This window comes from Chitinophaga sp. RCC_12 (genome assembly GCF_041360695.1).
Taxonomy (GTDB): Bacteria; Bacteroidota; Bacteroidia; order Chitinophagales; family Chitinophagaceae; genus Chitinophaga.
This window is the reverse complement of the sequence record NZ_JBFUPS010000005.1, coordinates 223,896-240,595: the sequence shown is the minus strand read 5'-3', so window position 1 is coordinate 240,595 and position 16,700 is coordinate 223,896. Positions and strand designations below refer to the sequence as shown.

Below are 16,700 nucleotides of genomic sequence, written 5' to 3'. Positions count from 1 at the left end.
TTTTATCCTCTCTACTGAAACGTTTGCCACTACATTTTTGTTCAAATCAAAACAATCATCTGTATTATTGGGTTATATACTTTACCAGGCATTTTGAAGACGATGATTTTATTTCCCTCATTCATTAACTGTTAAAAAATGAAAAATAACCGACATCTGTTAAGACGGCCTATATGCATATGGGCAAGGAATATCTGCTACATCACACTTGTTTGTATTTTCTGTTCATTCCAACTCCAGGCACAATCGCAGCATACCAAACCCACGCCACCATGGTATGTGGAGCGATTCAAAGTTTCTGCCGGTGCCTTCTTCCCCATCAACAATACCGACGTTTCTGTTGGCTCTACAGATGGTAGAATAGGCACCGATATTGATTTTGAAGACGACCTGGGTTTTAATAAAAATACCGGCACCTTCCTGCTTGATCTCCAATGGAGAGCCAGCAGGAGATCAAGATTTGATCTGAGCTATTACAGGGTAGCCAGGAACTCTGATTACAGGCTGCAGAAGGACATTACCTTCGGTGAAAATACCTATAACATCAATACGAGTATAAACGCATTTTTCAACACTGACATCTATAGGTTCTCCTATGGATATGCTTTTTTCATAAACCCTAAATTTGAAGCAGGATTGTTAGTGGGCGCGCATATTGTTGGTTTGGACGCTGGCATAAATGTAGTGGGCGCTAATGTGGGTGCTTCTTTAAAAGATAATTTTGGTATCACAGCACCACTCCCCGACTTTGGCATATGGGGCGGCTACAGCTTTGCAAAGAAATGGTATATCAATGCCGAGGTTGATTACTTCGCGCTGACGGTAGACGACTATAAAGGAAGAATACTTGCATATACCGCAGCTGTAAACTACCGGGCCGTGAAAGGACTGGATGTAGCTGTTGGTTATACCGGTTTGAATGCCCGTATCGACGCAGAAAAAGACAGGCTGCTCGGTTACTTTAAATGGGGATATAATGGTCCGTCTGTTACGGTTAGTTATACATTTGGAAGAAGCAAGTGGTAGTTGCGAAACAAGAAGTTCCAGTGAATTAACAATAACTATAATGAGATATCCCATTGCAACCTGAACCGCCATTGATCAGCGGGCACACCACCTGTTTTGTCGTAATTGAAATAACTTACCTCAGCTGTTACTTTATTTTTATGCCCGTTAAAAAACCAGTTGGTAGCAAAAGAAGTCTCCCGCTTCTTTGTTTGATCGGCTTCCCTGTTAGGCATATAACCAGCGTTACGGGCCGCTACTTCCAATGGTTCCGGCCACCAGTTCACTAATTGATGAAAGAAAAAACCAGCCTCCACATAATATCCATGAAGGTTGTCAGTTTTATTATTGGCATCCTTGTCTATGACTTGCTTCCAGTGAAATTCTGATTGCCAGCTAAAGCCTTTGTACTTAAACGCGGTTTCTATGTTGGCCTGATTTACACGGTATTGCCCGGGAAGCCCATTCTCATATCCTTCAAGAGATCCTCCTCCTGCCTGGGAAAAACGTGTATATGGACTTCTGTTTGTGATTCCGGATATGGCTATTTCAGCAGCAGGATGCTGATGGATTTCCAGGTCGCTGCCTTCAAAATCCAAATAAGGTCCTAAGAAATTCCATTGTATTCTTCCGAAATACATCAGGTGATTATCATCATTTTCCCTGCTACCCCGGCCTGTTCCGGTAGCAACAGCCACCCAATAGTTAAAATTTACCAGTCCCCTACCTTCAATATGGCCATAGATGGATGCTCCCTGTTGCCTGTCGACCGTAAAAGCCCGGTTTATTACCGAGCGGTCCACCATTTGTTGCTCTCCGCTGCTGATCCTTCTTTCCCTGGTGTATTCAACTTTCCATTGACCTACCTGGAATTTCAGCCACTCCCATTTATCTACTGTAATAGTATAATTAAGAAGATTTGATTGGCTCAATTCATATTCCCAGTAATATTTCAACCAGGGTTTAAACGCATGCCCCCCTACTTTCAAACGCGCCCTGTTTATACTGAATGTCGCAGCCCTTTTACCGTTGAAGTCATCGAATGTAACCGGGTCCTGGTCTTCTGGTGTGGCAAATCTGAATTGAAGCCTGCTTTGTATTTGTAACAGGAACTTATTATCCCTGGTCCTGAATTCAAATCCTTTTTCACCATACTTTACGGGGGTATAATTAGCGGTATCCATACTGTTCTCCTGCCCCAAACTATCCAGGCTCGGGAAAAATAATATCATGGCGATAAGAAATCTGTTAGGGGCAATGAAATACATATGCTGCTCTTTTGATCCGGATCCAATGGCACTACCTATTCACCCTTCTTCCCTGGAAACACAGTTTTCCAGTCAATTTTCATATCTGCCACCAGCCATTTCCTTTGTGTGGCCTCGTCCAGTCCCTTATCCAATTTACCAATAGACGACTGCCGGTCGTACGCCCATTCCCGCTCTGCATCGGTATGATGCACATACAGTTCAAGGTTAGGGTACTTGTTTGATGCCGCCCACTGCAGCATTTGCAGGTCGCCATCCGAATTCCCGCACGCGAAAACGGGTTTACGTCCTATAAATTTGTGGATGCCCACCGGCTTACCTTCGTGATCGTCTATAAAATCCAGTTCCGGCAGCTTCACAATCACCGGGTTGCCATTATTATTATCAAATTTGGCTTTGATGCTGCTTCCAACAATCTGATCTTTAGGGATACCATAAACTTTCTCCGCCCATGCCCTCATAAAATCTATACCTCCACCGGATACAATAAAAGTTTTAAACTGGTGATCCTGCAGATACTTTATCAGTTCCAGCATTGGCTGATAAACCATCTGCGTATAATGTACTTTCTTTACCGGGTGCAAAGCGGTATCCATCCATTGCTGCACAGATGAATCAAACGCAGTGGTATTCATACCTGCATGGGTGCCGGCAACAATCTGAAGAATACCTTTTTCACCCTGCTTCATAATGCCTGTCATATCGTTGCTTAACACAGACTTGAAAGGCTCTTTGGTTTTCCAGTCAGGATGAGCCGGCGCCATAGATTTGGCTTTATCCAACGCATAAAAAAACTGGAAATACACAGGCTGTTCAGCCCACAGGGTACCATCATTATCAAAGGTGGCAATTCTGTCTGCTACGGGAATAAAATCAGCGCCGGCAGCATTGGTAACATTATTCACATAACTAATGATCCCCTTTTTAACTTCTCCATCGTTCCACGATGGCAATGGATCTTCCGTACTCAAAGAGTCTATTTTTCCATTGGTACCGGCAGTTTTGCTCTTACATGACACCAGCACTGACAGGGAAATCACGATTGCTGCAAATGAAATTATCTTGACTAAAAAAGCCCATAACATTAACTTCCTACTCATGGTTTCTATTTTAAATTAGTTCATTGAAAACCTTAATTGAGAAGATGCTAAACCATGAATATGCTTAAGTAGGTGGGATGAATGCTAAAGGTTGTGTATGCCTGGGAATAGCGTTGCTATGAGATAGCAGTTCTATTTAAACATTAATAATCACTTTTTGTTTAAAACTTAATGAACTATCAAACATTTTCCCCTAAGCGCGTGGTATTTTTACCTGATCATGAAATTTTCTGTTAAAACACTTTGAATTACAAAGTACTTTTAGTTACTTTGTAATTCAAAGCATTTCTCTCACTTAAAAAAGGCGGGATCATGAAAATTTCAAGAAAAAAATTTGTTACCCTCTTCCTCATTTGTGGATTTGCCTTTCTTTTTATTTACAACGTAATTCTTCGGTCAGTGGTCCGGCTTATTCCTGAAAACGGAGCGTCTTTTATGAGCACAGAATCACTTACTGGCTGGAAGAGCATAGTATCCACGATGCTGTATCCTGTCAAAATTGTTTTGGCAGGCCCCATGCTTCCGCTTATGAATCTGCCGGATCCTCCACCCCCATTCCTGGTTATTGGGTTTGTTTTCTACTGGACTATACTGGCCCTCGCAATTCATTATTTTATTGGAAAGATTAGGCGCTCCCGGCAAAAGGCATGATGATTCTTTTTCGTATATTAGGATTGATAATCAAAAATGTATCCCAATAAAAACCGGTCCCTCAAATGTTTGATAATCATAACCGTACTGATGTTGCGCACCCCCCTTCCCGTGCAGCAGCAAACCATCATAGTTCATCAGGCATTTCGCGGCCATCCATCCACCCCTTTCAGCGTAAATTAGCACATGAAGCACTGTTATCTCATTCAATAGATCAAAACAACGCTATTACTCAGGCAAAAACAGCCGGTAATGTCGTGCAATTTACGAACAGGAACAAGGAAATGGCAAAAGGAGCTGGCATAGGGGCATTGGCAGGGGCCGGAGCTGCCGGATTAGGTGCTTATTTAGGCGTTTCGGCTTTAACAGGCCCCGTTGGTCTGGGTTTGGTAGGGATGGGAGCTTTGGCTGGAGGCGCATACAAGTATTATCAGCAATCCTATGCCAATAAAGAAATGGAGCGCATTGAAAACGAGCAGAAAGGCTTATACAAGCGTGTTCAGGACGCATTTGATAACGGGGATATTGACAACAGCGCTTTGGATGCACTGGATCACTTACAACAGGAACATTTAAATCTAGTTGATTATGTTCATCGCATGAATTTAGATCTCCCGCTGCCCAAAGATGCTAAATTTACGCCTGAACAAACGAAAACGGTCCAGCAAAATTGGAACGCCCTGCGTAATGAAACAGGTATCATAAAAACAAATAAGGATGCCACACCTGAATTTAAGAAGGAATTAAGGGCGATGCATGCCAAACTTCTTTCTCAGCCCAATGGAGCGGAATTGCTAAAAAGGTTACTCGAAACAAAACAAACGCTTGAAATAAAACAAAACAAAGCGCCTAATCTATCCAGGAAGGAAAAACAGGAAAGGGTATATCGCAAGCATGAGATAAATAGGGAGCTAAAGCAATATGGACCTGAATTGGAAGGGATAATAAAGCAAAACAAGGAGAACGTTGAGCGCGCTGAAAAAGAGGATGCTTTGGATGCCTATTTTGATTCAGAAATATATACTAAACTTATGTCCAGGAAAAGAGAGCTAGAGGAGCAGGTTGGCAGCCGCGAAGTAGAAAAGGATAAATATAATTCTTCCGTTGCTAACGCAGATCCTGCCGGAAAAGATGTTGAGTTAAGAGAACGGATAAAAGATAGTGAAATGGTGAATGAAGATAAGGATCATCACCCTATTCCTGCCCCCGGGTTTATTATTTATGGACATGAACTGATCCATATTTTAAATTCTCGGGTAACAGGAAAAGATCTTAAGTCTCAAACTATTGGCGACAATTGGCATAATAAAGATGAAAAGCATACGATTGAAGGAATACCGGAAGAAGCCACCGTGCATAATATTACCGAGAATAAATTGAGAGACGACCATGGCCTGCGCAAAAGGGAATGGCATACGGGAAAATCCCGGGAGGAATTAGAATATGAGCGGGACAAAAAGAATAAATAAAAAACTTGCAGCCGGCAGCGTGATATAATGGAGCGCATAATGCCGATTTATTGAGCTAATTAATTAATATGAAATTTTATTTTTGGTGCGGTCTTGTACTTTTTACTGCATCCCTTCTTTTAATGTTGCCAAATTTTGAGGACTTAAAAGTAGCGCGAAATGGAGCACTGGTAAATATGAGAATAGAGAAATTACCAACCTCTTGTTTGGGGACGAGAATAAAGCACTTCATGACAGTTAGTTATAATAGTAAGCTCTATACAAAAAGGATAGGCGGAAAATATTGTGAAGAGCATCATGTTGGAGAAGTCGTTCAAATGAAATTTTTAGCAGGATCAACGCTTGTGTTATTCCCAAATGAATCCGGAATGTCGAATTTAATAGCGCTAATAATATTAGGATTGTCGGGTTTGGCCTTAATGATTTATTGGCAAATAAAACGATGATCAGTTAATTGCCATGTAGTTTTAGGTTCCTTTGTCTACCAGTTCTTTCTCAATCTTTTAAACGCTCCAGGATGGCCATATGCCCTGTGAAGAAATCTGTTTTAAATACTTCTTCTTTGGGGGCTGCCGCCTCCGTTTTTTCTTCGCCGAGGCTTTTGCCGGTTACAATTTCCAGCATCCTGGTAATACCGGAAACAGATTTTTTGTTGATCCGCTCCCTTTCCAGATTTAACTTTCCCCAGGCAGGCAGGTGTTTGGCAAAGTGATGGGTTTGATATTGCTGATCAAGATACAGCAATGCTTCCATAACTGTTTGCTGATCAAAATACAGGGAAGGTGTGGTCAGGTAATGATCCAGATACTGATGCAGGTACCCGATGCTTTTCTCCGTATTAAAATAAGTAAGGGTAAGGGCGTAGATATGTCCTACGCAGCACACTTCACTTTTCAGCAAATGAATACCTATGATATCGATGAATTCCGTATACCCTTTAATGGCTGCAAAGTAGGCGCCTACCAATCTTGTACGCCAGTTGAAGTCGCCCAATAGTTCCTGGGTTATCTCCCGGGTGATCTTTCCTTTTACTTTCTCCAGGGCGGCGATCCAACTTTGATCAGTTTTCAGGTTGATCTCCATGTAATACGGCGTTACCCAATCCTGAAGGAAGCTGGCGGTGAGTTCCTTTGGATTTTTATGTGCAGGCAGTTCATTGAAGGGGTGAGTATGCCTGACGGTAGCGCCGGCGGTGTGCAGCCGGATCATTTTATCCTGGTCGTTCATAGTATAGGATTGAGATTATGTGGCGTAAATGTACAGAATCATATTCAATAATTATTCAATACGCCCAATATTGCGATTATCGGTTTCTACCAAAGTACGGTGTAATTTATCAGGGTCAAATTCTCAAACCTAATATGCTATTATACATTCCCGATAATCTTCTTCCAGTGCGACAACTGTGCCGGCGCTTTGGCTGCCACTTCTTTCAAAAACTTTTCGGCAACTTTCTGATACCCTTTTTTCAGATCAGAAAGTGGAAAGGTTTTGTTGCGCCATTTTTTGCCGCCGCCTCCACCAGAGATAGCTGATTCAACAATGGAAAAGGCTACCTCGTTCGGCTTGATCAACACAAATTGAAAGGCTGGCTGCCCCTGCTCCCCTTCATCATAGGTATATTCGGTATCTTTTCCCGATTCAAAGTTGCGGACTATCGTGCCCAACACACTGAACCACTCATTCAGGCACACATCTTTCTCTCCAAAATATCCCATGGCGGGTACCGTCTTCCCGTCGATTACAATCTGTAAGTGGCCGTGTACATGCGAGAAATGATCAGAGCCTGAAACGGGCTTACAGCTCCCCAATTCTATTGTTAATTGTCCCATAATGGTAAAAATAAATATTTATCCCGATTCCCAAAACAAGAAAAGCGATACCCACAGGCACCTGATACTAAATAAAACGGTTAATATATTACAACACTTGATTAATATCTATCAAAATTTAAAATTTTAAACAGATATTTTTGAGGACGCAATAAACAACCCCGGTAATATGAAGCCCTATATTTTGTCATGTACCTTTTTGTTTCTCTATCTGAGCAGCTTTGCACAAAAAGCCTATAACTTTGGAGAAGGCATCGTTAAAATTGCTCACTATTTTGTACTGCAGAAGAATATACCCCATCCTGACACTGCCCGAAGTTTGTTTACAAATTATACCTATTATATTAAAGGATCCAGGGTATTGAAAAGAGAACCAGAAGACTTTGCCTACGGTAGTTCAGCGCAAACAGCCCAAAAGCAAGATAACTCCTCTTTTCATACTATTCTCATTGCAAAACTGGTTCAACCGGAATACTTACTGGATTTCCAAAATGGTACAGCGTACACCTTTTATAAAAAGAAGGGAAAGCAAATGATCTCCCGAAGCCGGATCGAAGACCACCGATTTGACATATTTTTCAGGACTCTTTTATCACCCAAAAGAAACAATAATTGCATACTGTACACCGACCAGGATGAAAATAGCGATACCTGTGCTACGGGTTATGGTTATGGGATTGCGGGAAAAGATTCGGTATTTTTCCAGTATAATAGAAGACACTATCCCGTTCAGTCGCCACTCAACTACTTTTTCCCTGACAGTACGAACACCTTTATTACTTTACTCTGGGCGCCATCACCGGGAACAGGCAAAGATGGCAAGCCAATCAGCGGATTTTCGGTGCTGGTCATTAAGGAAGTCATTGAAGCAAAGCTACCCGATTCGCTGTTTACCATTCCAGCCGATGCCATTATAAAAGAAAATGTAACGCCGGATGAAATGTACAATCCCAACATACCATGACAGCTGAAACTAAAATGAGATATTATTTCAATGATACAATAATACCTGTTTTCAAAAATACTCATTTCGTCTCTTATCACGTCTCACTTGAGTAATCACCTGCCCACAATCTTCTTTGTCACAAATTCGTTGAAAAAGAAATCCCTGTAAATACTTCCGATAGGGATTTCGTTTGTACCTATGTACACCGTATTATTATCCACAGATCCGATATGCTTAACATTGATGACATATGATTTGCTTACTCTTACAAACATATCTTTTGGTAATTGGTCGTAGATAGTTTTGATATTCATCGCCGTAATTACTTTCTGATGCTCGCTGTGCATCACCACATAATCTTTTAAACCTTGAATAAACAGTATGTTATTGAAATAGACTTTAAAAATTCTCCTGTCTGCTTTCACAAAGAAAAAATCGTCTGCTACCTGTTCAATATTGTTGTTGGCGTAATCCGCCCTGAATAATTTGGAGTAGGTATGGGCCTTTTCAACCGCCTTTTGAAAACGTTCCAGTTTTACGGGTTTTATCAGGTAGTCAATCGCATCTACTTCATAGCTGTCGGTAGCAAATTCAGAATAGGCGGTTGTAAAAATCACAAATGTCTCTTTTTGAATGGTCCGGGCAAACTCAATTCCGTTAATGCCCGGCATTTGTATGTCGAGAAAGATCAATTCAACAGCATTGCTTGCTATAAAATTGGCAGCGGTTTCGGGGCTATTGAACGAACCGATTAAGTCTAAATCACCAGTTTGGTCAATCAACATCTCAATAGCTTCCCTGGCCAATGGTTCATCATCTATAATAATACAATTCATAGCTTTATGGTTAAAGTTACGCAATAGGTTTCTGAGCCATCTTCAATACTCAAACTGTGTGTTGCGGGGAACAAAAGTTCCAGTCTCCGCCTGACATTTGTCAATCCCAATCCGCCTGTACTATTACCGGATTTAAGCACAGGCTTAGAGTTAATGCATTTAAAGAAGAGTTCATTGTTTCTAACATCGAAATACAGGTTTACATAAGATGATTTTGTTGCGTCATTATTGTGCTTCACCGCATTTTCCACAAACGGAATGAACAACAAAGGAGGAATTTGTACACCGCTCAAATCACCTTCTTTTGAAATCAGGAAATCAAAACTATCCCGCCTTACTTTCTCCAGGTTCAAAAAATCTTCCAGGAAATGAATATCCGAGGTCAACAGCACCTTCTCTCTTGCGCTGTCATAAAGCTGGTAGCGAAGTAAATCGCTCAGCTTCACTAACACCTGCGAGGCTTTATCGGGATCCTTTTTTGTCAGCACATTCGCATTGTTTAACATATTAAACAAAAAATGCGGGTTGATCTGATTCTTCAATTGTTCCAATTCTACATAAGTTTTCGACTGTTCCAGCTCGTAGATCAATTGTTTGTCCATCATTCCCTTCTGAAACAGTTTTATGGAAGAGGAAGCCGCTAACAGTAGCACGGTAAGGAAGGAAAACAGTGGGATATTCAGCCCGTTATCTTTGCTAAACGGATTGAAAAAATGACCACAAACAGCCACTATAAAGAGGATCCCAATCACGGACAAGCAGTATTCAATGTTTTTATTCCTGAACAACAGCTTTGGTACCAGCAAGTACATATTTACATAGAATAATATTATAAAATACAGAAATATCGTTACCGGGCTGGCAATTACGGAGTTGCTGTTATACAACACCGTACCTATAGAAACAATGAACAACACATGCCGGAATATCCTGCGATCAGGTGAAATCAGGAAACGAAAAAGTACGTTTTCTTTAATAAGCTGTTGATGGGTAAAATCATTCATTTATAAAATTGTATAGAACAAACTTAACATTTTAAGCGGTGGTCCGACCCGCTTTTATACGAAAGTGAGCGCTTTTTATACGAAAGCATATTATAAAAACGCGTAAAACAAGAAATATATTTTGTAGTACCCGGGCATAGGTTTGCTATAAAAGATATCGCGTTTGGTATAATTAAAAAAAGGCCGTTATCCAAAGGAATAGTTTTGTATCCATGTTACAATTCTTAAAATCGATTTTTAAAAGATGAGATACAAAACCATTTATACGCTGCTGCTTATAACCATTTCATTCGGGGCCTATTCACAGGGGAAGGTCACATTGAGTGGAACCATCACCATAAAAACAAACACCGAAACAATAATCGGCGCAAGCATCTTCATTCCTGAAGCAAAAGTTTCAGCAATTACCAATGCGTATGGCTTTTATTCCATCACCCTGCCCAAAGGAGAATATACCATCGTTATCAGCTGCCTGGGATTTGAGAATATTGAGGAACATATCGTGCTTACAGGAAATGTCAAGAAAAATTTCTCAATGCTTGAAAAAACCAAAACACTAGATGAAGTAGTGATAAAATACAATAATTCCGCCAGCAACATCCGGAAACCGGAAATGAGCGTGAACAAACTCTCCATCTCCACCATCAAAAAGATGCCGGCAGTTATGGGCGAGGTAGATATTTTGAAAGCTATCCTGCAACTTCCGGGGGTATCCAATGCACAGGAAGGGGCAACAGGCTTCAACGTCAGGGGCGGATCGGTCGACGGTAACCTGGTATTGCTGGACGAAGCCGTTATTTACAACACTTCACACCTGTTTGGGTTCTTCTCCGTTTTTAATGCCGATGTAATTAAAGATCTGAAATTGTATAAAGGCGGGATACCTGCTAATTTCGGTGGGCGCACTTCCTCGGTTCTGGATATTTATCAGAAAGAAGGGAATAATCAGGCATATCATGTAACGGGCGGAATCGGGGCAGTTTCGAGCAGGTTATTGGTGGAAGGCCCCCTTGTAAAAGATAAAGGCTCGTTCGTGGTTGCCGGCCGTACTTCTTATGCTCATTTGTTTCTGAAACTGGCTAACAACGACAATTCCGTTTCTTTTTATGATCTGAATGCCAAACTGAATTATAAGATCAATGACAATAACAGGATCTTCCTTTCAGGATATTTTGGCAAGGATAAAATGGATTTCAGCAATTTCTTCAGCAACAATTATTCGAACTCATTCATTAATCTCCGTTGGAATCATATCTTCTCCAATAAATTCTTTTCCAATGCATCGGTCATTTACAGTAAGTACGACTATGGGCTGAAGATAAAATATGTTGGCATTGATTGGACATCGGACATCCGTAATTATAACCTGAAGTACGATTTTAGCCACCACCTGTCGGATAAGCTGATTTTGAACTATGGCCTCAATTCCATCTACTACCAGTTCAATCCCGGTACTATAAAACCAATGGATGAGAAATCGCCTATCAATGCCGACCAGATAGAAAAAAAGTATGCCTGGGAAAATGCGCTGTATATCAGTGCCGAGCAAAAACTAACGGATAAAATATCATTGAATTATGGACTGCGATATAGCTATTTCCAACGGTTGGGGGAACAAAATGTAAATAATTATGCCAATGACCAGGCGGTGATTTTTAATCCCCAGTTACAAATATATGAGGAAGGAACGCCTACCGGTATAACACATTACAACAAAAACAAAAAGATTATTGATTTTGGAAATTTAGAACCCCGTTTAGCTGTTTCTTATGCCATCAATAACGATCAATCCATCAAGGCGAGTTACAACCGGATGAGCCAGTATATCCATTTAATCTCCAATACAGCGTCCGTTTCTCCACTTGATATCTGGGCGCCCAGCGACCAATATCTGAAACCCGAGATTCTTGACCAGGTGGCATTAGGCTATTTCAGAAATCTTAGCAATGGAAGATACTCTTTGGAAACAGAAGCTTTTTACAAGAAAACAAAAAACAAGGCAGATTACATTGACGGCGCCGAATTGATTGCCCACAGAGCCATAGAGCAGGTATTGCTAAACGGGGAGGCAAGGGCTTACGGACTTGAGGTGATGCTGAAGAAAAATACCGGGAAACTCACAGGCTGGCTTTCTTACACACTTTCTAAAGCAGAGCAGCGCACACCGGGAAGAAACGATGAAGAACCCGGCATTAACAACGGCGAGTGGTATCGTGCCAATTATGATAAAACGCATAACCTTTCACTTACAGCCGCTTATCAATTCACAAAAAAATGGAGCTTTGGCGGCATTTTTACCTACCAAACGGGGAAAGCGGCCACCTACCCCATCGGCAAATATCAGTACCAGGATATTACTATTGCGAATTACGGAGAGCGAAATGCTAATTCGCTGCCGGCTTATCATCATTTGGATTTATCTGCCACCTACACCCCAAAACCTGACAGTAAAAAAAAGTGGAAAGGTGAGTGGGTATTCAGTATTTACAATGTGTACAATAGAGGCAATGCCGCATCTCTTATGTTCGAGCAAAACAGGGAAACAGGATTGAGCGAAGCAAAGAGGATATCAATCTTCAGCATCATTCCGGGGGTAACCTACAATTTCAAATTTTAATGCTAATACTATAAAAATGAAAAATATACTTAGCTACCTGATTGTCTCTTTTTTCTTTCTTTCCTGCACAAAAGTAGTGGACGTGGATTTAGCAACAGCAGCACCGAAACTGGTAATAGACGCCTCCATCGATTGGGTAAAGGGTACAACGGGCAATGAGCAGAAAATAAAACTCTCTACCACAACCGGCTATTACAGCGCGACATTCCCTACAGTTTCGGGAGCGGACATCATTATAACAAATGCAGCAAATACTGTTTTTATCTTTACGGAAAATCCAGGCACGGGAGAATATATCTGCTCCAATTTCCATCCGGTTATCGGGGAAGCTTATACCTTAAAAGTAGTTTTAAACGGAGAAACTTACACCGCAACCGAAACTTGTATAGGTGTGCCGGATATTGAAAATGATATTGTACAGAATAATGACGGCGGATTTGGAGGCGATGAAATAGAAATCTCCTACTACTACCAGGATAATGGCAATGAGGAAAATCACTATCTGCACCGCATTCTCTCCCCTGTATCAACATTCCCGGATTATAAGGCCGAAGATGACGAGAACAGTCAGGGCAAACTAATGCAGGAATATTTCTCTGACGAAGACCTAAAGACCGGAGACAGCATAAACATCAGGCTGTATGGAATCTCCAGGAGATATTATGATTATTTCAGGAAATTGTTAACCGCATCCGGGGCGAATAGTGGCCCGTTTCAAACAACACCAGGTTCGGTGAGAGGAAATATCATCAATCAAACCCATTCCGGAAACTTCGCTTATGGCTATTTCAGATTATCGGAAGTGGATGTAAAGGATTATACTATAAAGTAATTAATTGGGGGGGAAATGGCCAGATTTCAGCGTTTTTAGTATCGCAGTTGTTAACCGGTAAAGGTCACCGCCTGCCTGGTCGTCTTTTTCATTAGTAAGCAGGATAATAGCTGCCTGCTCATTTGGATATAGTGAACAAAAGCTCCGGAATCCGTTAGTACCTCCATCTATCCTGATATAATAATCCCAATTCCTTGTCCTGCCAATTGCCCATTGGAAGCCGACAGCATCTTCCTCTACGTTACCATAAATAACCCGGTGGGTGAGTTTTACCGCAGCATCTTTTTCAGCAAGTTGGTAGTCAGCATATTTCAGCATATCATCTATACAGGAATGTAGCCCTCCTGCGCCTGGAAAAGAAGCCTGTACCAGCTGTGCTTTTTCGCCACTGGCAGTATAACCATCAAGTTTTGCAGCAGCACGATTTACAAATGTATTTGTCATGTGTAGCGGGCCGGTTATGTAGCGTTTGATCAACGTTTCAAAGTCGGCCTGGTAAATATGTTCCAGTGCATAGCCCAATAACTGGTAGCCTACGTTGGAATATGCATATTTTAACGTCTTCAAACTATCCAGTTTGATTCGCTGCAGGTGATCCAGGAAATAAGCTTCCGTCATTGGAACTGATATATCACCGTCTGTAAAACTATTGGGAAACATGGCGGTATGACTAAGCAAATATCCCACGCGCACCGGTTCGCCCGATGGATATTGAAGTGTGGGGAAATTTCCAGGCAGGTACTTCCGGATGTCTTCATCCAGTTTCATTTTTCCTTCGCCGATTGCATGTGCTACCAGCAGGCCCGTAAATGTTTTAGTGATAGATCCTATCTCATAAATTGAGTTGGACCGTGTCAGCGCTCCTGATTTTGGAGCCGTTTGCCCATAGTTATAACGATAATCACGCTGATGATATATTACCCCGATGGATATACCTACCCTCCCTGTTTTACTTAAATATAATTTTGCCGAACGATCCACGGCAGAATCCAGTTGGGTTTTTAAGGGATTGTCGTTCAACACTTGTGCTGAACTGTTGAGGTATACCAAAAAAAAAGTGATGATGATCCCGGTTTTTTTCATGGCTATTTTGTTATACTTTCTTTCCTGTTTTCTTAAACGCCGTAGGACTTACTCCATTGTATCTTTTAAAAATACGGTTTAAATGACTTTCGTCCGTAAAGCTAAGTTCATAGGCAATTTCACTCATGCGCATATCACTATGTAATAGCCTGGTTTCCACTAACCTGATTTTGTAATGCGTAATATAGCTCTGAAGTGTTTCTCCGGTTTGCTTTTTGAAATACCTGCCCAGGTAATTTGTTGAAATATTAAAATGACGGCTTAAATTCTCCGTTCTAAGTTTCTCCGGTTCAAAAATGTTTACCTGTATATAATTCAATATTTCCAAAATAGGCTCACCTGTATTCTCCTTTATATTCTTGGGCAATTTTAAGGCAATATTTCTTGCTACAACCGTAATGATGGTGCTGATAACCTGTTCTGAAATACGGGTATAGTAGATCTGTTGCCTGGTATGTTCATCAAGGATCGCATTTACCAGTGAAAAAATAAAAGGTTTATCCGTTTTATTTTTTAAGATACACCCGGGCCTGTGACTGGCATTTTGTAAAATGTATGTTACATGCGTCACCGTATCCTGATCCTTACCCGATTTTTCCCTGATATATGATTCATTAAATCTTAGAAAAAAGAAACTGGTCTTCTGGTCAATATCAAAAGAGTAACTATCCTTTGGGGTTAATAAAAATAAATTTCCTTTGCGGTAATTAAACTGGTGGTTATTGACAAACTGTACGCCGGTACCTTCCATAATATAGATGAGTTCAAAGAAATTATTGCGCTTTACAGGTTTTTCGAAGCGCTGTAACTCCTTCCATTCGATTTCATATTGTTGATGTAAGGTTTCTCCCGGCATGTTGTAAAAATACAAAATTAGCGTAATAATGTACAACCAGAATAACAATCCCCTTGTATACATTTGCTAATATAAATTATAATAAAATGAAAATTCTAATAATTGGTGCGGGCGGCACTATTGGCAAGAAGGTTACTGCGGCACTGAAAGCGCATGAAGTCATCACTGTGGGAAGAAACACCGGGGATATTATGGCTGACATCTCTTCCCCAACTGCCGTGGAGAATTTGTTTAAACAAGTGCCAGATACTGATGCCGTCATTTGTACGGCTGGCGACAGTGTTACAGGTCCCCTGCCGGAGATGAATAAAGCGCAGTTCATGGTTGGTATTGAGCAGAAGTTATGGCCGCAGATTAACTTAGTACTTTCCGGTATGAAATATCTGAAGGATAATGGTTCGATCACGCTTATATCCGGGAAAATGGGTGATTTTCCTCTTAAAGGTTCATCGGGGAAGGCATTTGTTAATGGAGCCATCAATAGCTTTGTAATGGCGGCAGCGCAGGAAATGCCCAGGGGAATAAGACTGAATGTTATCAGCCCGTCTAAAGTTTCGGATACTGGCGGGGATGAATTAATAGCGGCTTATGTAAGATGTCTTGAAACTGAAGTGAATGGGGAAATTATAAGAGTAGGTTACCATAAACAATAATTTGAAATGAAGCATATTCTATATCTCGTTTTTACGATGTCTCTCTCTTTTGTACAGGGACAAGAAATGTCAATTTATAAGGACCAGCAGCAATTTTGGGGCACCTGGTCACTTATCTCCGTTGAAAATATAAACGCTGACGGCAGTAAAATTGCTCCTTATGGCGAACATCCCGTGGGAATGCTCGTTTTTACAAAAGAAGGAAAGTACGCCATCCAGATATTAAAAGCTAACCGGAGTAAAGTTTTAGCCAATGATAAAGATAAAGCTACCACAGAAGAAAATGCGGCGTTAGTACGGGGAAATAATTCTCATTTCGGAACCTATACTATTGATGAAAATAAACAGGTAATTGTATTCAATATCCAACATGCTTTTTATCCAAATTGGGAGGGAATTTCGCAAGTACGTACTTATTCATTGAAAGATAGTCTTCTTACATATACCGTGACTACCCCTACGAGCGGAGGCGCTACGGTGGCAAAGGTTGTATGGAGAAAAAATCAGGCATTTCCACCCATCAATTAACAAATAATCATATCTTACCC

The 16,700-nt window shown here is 41.0% G+C and carries 17 protein-coding genes; 9 read left to right on the top strand and 8 right to left on the bottom strand.

Features of this window, described 5'->3' with window-relative positions; translation table 11 throughout:
- Positions 1–138: 138 nt before the first annotated feature.
- On the top strand, positions 139–1,026 hold the full coding sequence (locus tag AB6805_RS16815) for a hypothetical protein (RefSeq protein ID WP_370910598.1): 888 nt from the start codon (positions 139–141) through the stop codon (positions 1,024–1,026).
- 35 nt (positions 1,027–1,061) lie between these two features.
- On the opposite strand, the gene AB6805_RS16810 is transcribed toward AB6805_RS16815, so the two are convergent.
- A complete protein-coding gene (locus AB6805_RS16810) occupies positions 1,062–2,237 on the bottom strand; it encodes a porin (protein ID WP_370910597.1) in 1,176 nt (391 codons plus the stop codon).
- A 71-nt stretch (positions 2,238–2,308) separates the two neighbouring features.
- Positions 2,309–3,373, bottom strand: a complete 1,065-nt coding sequence (locus tag AB6805_RS16805; protein WP_370910596.1) for an HAD family hydrolase — start codon at positions 3,371–3,373, stop codon at positions 2,309–2,311.
- 312 nt (positions 3,374–3,685) lie between these two features.
- Here AB6805_RS16805 and AB6805_RS16800 point away from each other — a divergent pair, with 312 nt between their 5' ends.
- The 3 genes from AB6805_RS16800 (at position 3,686) to AB6805_RS16790 (ending at position 5,939) form a co-directional block, all read left to right on the top strand.
- Positions 3,686–4,024: a hypothetical protein gene (locus AB6805_RS16800; RefSeq protein ID WP_370910595.1), complete on the top strand. Its 339-nt coding sequence runs from the start codon at positions 3,686–3,688 to the stop codon at positions 4,022–4,024.
- 65 nt (positions 4,025–4,089) lie between these two features.
- Positions 4,090–5,493, top strand: a complete 1,404-nt coding sequence (locus AB6805_RS16795) for a hypothetical protein (RefSeq protein WP_370910594.1) — start codon at positions 4,090–4,092, stop codon at positions 5,491–5,493.
- Positions 5,494–5,561: 68 nt separating this feature from the next.
- On the top strand, positions 5,562–5,939 hold the full coding sequence (locus AB6805_RS16790) for a hypothetical protein (protein ID WP_370910593.1): 378 nt from the start codon (positions 5,562–5,564) through the stop codon (positions 5,937–5,939).
- Between the two features lie 49 nt (positions 5,940–5,988).
- Here the strand turns inward: AB6805_RS16790 and AB6805_RS16785 are convergent, their stop codons facing one another.
- Both AB6805_RS16785 and AB6805_RS16780 read right to left on the bottom strand, forming a co-directional pair.
- Positions 5,989–6,720 (bottom strand): DUF6000 family protein, encoded by a 732-nt coding sequence (locus AB6805_RS16785; protein ID WP_370910592.1) that lies wholly within the window; start codon positions 6,718–6,720, stop codon positions 5,989–5,991.
- A 140-nt stretch (positions 6,721–6,860) separates the two neighbouring features.
- A complete protein-coding gene (locus AB6805_RS16780) occupies positions 6,861–7,325 on the bottom strand; it encodes a hypothetical protein (RefSeq protein WP_370910591.1) in 465 nt (154 codons plus the stop codon).
- A gap of 169 nt (positions 7,326–7,494) precedes the next feature.
- On the opposite strand from AB6805_RS16780, the gene AB6805_RS16775 reads away from it, so the two are divergent.
- On the top strand, positions 7,495–8,289 hold the full coding sequence (locus tag AB6805_RS16775; protein WP_370910590.1) for a hypothetical protein: 795 nt from the start codon (positions 7,495–7,497) through the stop codon (positions 8,287–8,289).
- A 95-nt stretch (positions 8,290–8,384) separates the two neighbouring features.
- On the opposite strand, the gene AB6805_RS16770 is transcribed toward AB6805_RS16775, so the two are convergent.
- Positions 8,385–9,107, bottom strand: a complete 723-nt coding sequence (locus tag AB6805_RS16770; protein ID WP_370910589.1) for a LytR/AlgR family response regulator transcription factor — start codon at positions 9,105–9,107, stop codon at positions 8,385–8,387.
- Positions 9,104–10,111, bottom strand: coding sequence for a sensor histidine kinase (locus tag AB6805_RS16765; RefSeq protein ID WP_370910588.1), 1,008 nt, complete (start codon positions 10,109–10,111; stop codon positions 9,104–9,106). Before AB6805_RS16765 ends, AB6805_RS16770 begins: the two co-directional genes overlap by 4 nt.
- 244 nt (positions 10,112–10,355) lie before the next feature.
- Between AB6805_RS16765 and AB6805_RS16760 the strand changes: the two genes are divergently transcribed.
- Both AB6805_RS16760 and AB6805_RS16755 read left to right on the top strand, forming a co-directional pair.
- Positions 10,356–12,728 (top strand): TonB-dependent receptor domain-containing protein, encoded by a 2,373-nt coding sequence (locus tag AB6805_RS16760; RefSeq protein WP_370910587.1) that lies wholly within the window; start codon positions 10,356–10,358, stop codon positions 12,726–12,728.
- 16 nt (positions 12,729–12,744) lie between these two features.
- Positions 12,745–13,560 carry a DUF4249 family protein gene (locus AB6805_RS16755; RefSeq protein WP_370910586.1) on the top strand — a complete coding sequence of 272 codons (816 nt, stop codon included), beginning with the start codon at positions 12,745–12,747 and terminating at the stop codon, positions 13,558–13,560.
- Here the strand turns inward: AB6805_RS16755 and AB6805_RS16750 are convergent, their stop codons facing one another.
- Entirely contained in the window at positions 13,561–14,643 is a 1,083-nt protein-coding gene (locus AB6805_RS16750; protein WP_370910585.1) for a serine hydrolase domain-containing protein, read from the bottom strand.
- A 10-nt stretch (positions 14,644–14,653) separates the two neighbouring features.
- A complete protein-coding gene (locus AB6805_RS16745; protein ID WP_370910584.1) occupies positions 14,654–15,499 on the bottom strand; it encodes an AraC family transcriptional regulator in 846 nt (281 codons plus the stop codon).
- Between the two features lie 86 nt (positions 15,500–15,585).
- Here AB6805_RS16745 and AB6805_RS16740 point away from each other — a divergent pair, with 86 nt between their 5' ends.
- Positions 15,586–16,152: a short chain dehydrogenase gene (locus AB6805_RS16740; RefSeq protein ID WP_370910583.1), complete on the top strand. Its 567-nt coding sequence runs from the start codon at positions 15,586–15,588 to the stop codon at positions 16,150–16,152.
- Positions 16,153–16,158: 6 nt separating this feature from the next.
- A complete protein-coding gene (locus AB6805_RS16735; RefSeq protein WP_370910582.1) occupies positions 16,159–16,680 on the top strand; it encodes a lipocalin-like domain-containing protein in 522 nt (173 codons plus the stop codon).
- Positions 16,681–16,700: the final 20 nt, after the last annotated feature.

Bases quoted from the DNA above. Each gene is read 5' to 3' on its own strand.
- AB6805_RS16810 (WP_370910597.1), bottom strand. From the start codon at position 2,237: ATGATATTATTTTTCCCGAGCCTGGATAGTTTGGGGCAGGAGAACAGT.
- AB6805_RS16815 (WP_370910598.1), top strand. From the start codon at position 139: ATGAAAAATAACCGACATCTGTTAAGACGGCCTATATGCATATGGGCA.
- AB6805_RS16770 (WP_370910589.1), bottom strand. From the start codon at position 9,107: ATGAATTGTATTATTATAGATGATGAACCATTGGCCAGGGAAGCTATT.
- AB6805_RS16790 (WP_370910593.1), top strand. From the start codon at position 5,562: ATGAAATTTTATTTTTGGTGCGGTCTTGTACTTTTTACTGCATCCCTT.
- AB6805_RS16765 (WP_370910588.1), bottom strand. From the start codon at position 10,111: ATGAATGATTTTACCCATCAACAGCTTATTAAAGAAAACGTACTTTTT.
- AB6805_RS16785 (WP_370910592.1), bottom strand. From the start codon at position 6,720: ATGAACGACCAGGATAAAATGATCCGGCTGCACACCGCCGGCGCTACC.
- AB6805_RS16755 (WP_370910586.1), top strand. From the start codon at position 12,745: ATGAAAAATATACTTAGCTACCTGATTGTCTCTTTTTTCTTTCTTTCC.
- AB6805_RS16795 (WP_370910594.1), top strand. From the start codon at position 4,090: ATGTTTGATAATCATAACCGTACTGATGTTGCGCACCCCCCTTCCCGT.
- AB6805_RS16745 (WP_370910584.1), bottom strand. From the start codon at position 15,499: ATGCCGGGAGAAACCTTACATCAACAATATGAAATCGAATGGAAGGAG.
- AB6805_RS16740 (WP_370910583.1), top strand. From the start codon at position 15,586: ATGAAAATTCTAATAATTGGTGCGGGCGGCACTATTGGCAAGAAGGTT.
- AB6805_RS16775 (WP_370910590.1), top strand. From the start codon at position 7,495: ATGAAGCCCTATATTTTGTCATGTACCTTTTTGTTTCTCTATCTGAGC.
- AB6805_RS16760 (WP_370910587.1), top strand. From the start codon at position 10,356: ATGAGATACAAAACCATTTATACGCTGCTGCTTATAACCATTTCATTC.
- AB6805_RS16735 (WP_370910582.1), top strand. From the start codon at position 16,159: ATGAAGCATATTCTATATCTCGTTTTTACGATGTCTCTCTCTTTTGTA.
- AB6805_RS16780 (WP_370910591.1), bottom strand. From the start codon at position 7,325: ATGGGACAATTAACAATAGAATTGGGGAGCTGTAAGCCCGTTTCAGGC.
- AB6805_RS16805 (WP_370910596.1), bottom strand. From the start codon at position 3,373: ATGAGTAGGAAGTTAATGTTATGGGCTTTTTTAGTCAAGATAATTTCA.
- AB6805_RS16750 (WP_370910585.1), bottom strand. From the start codon at position 14,643: ATGAAAAAAACCGGGATCATCATCACTTTTTTTTTGGTATACCTCAAC.
- AB6805_RS16800 (WP_370910595.1), top strand. From the start codon at position 3,686: ATGAAAATTTCAAGAAAAAAATTTGTTACCCTCTTCCTCATTTGTGGA.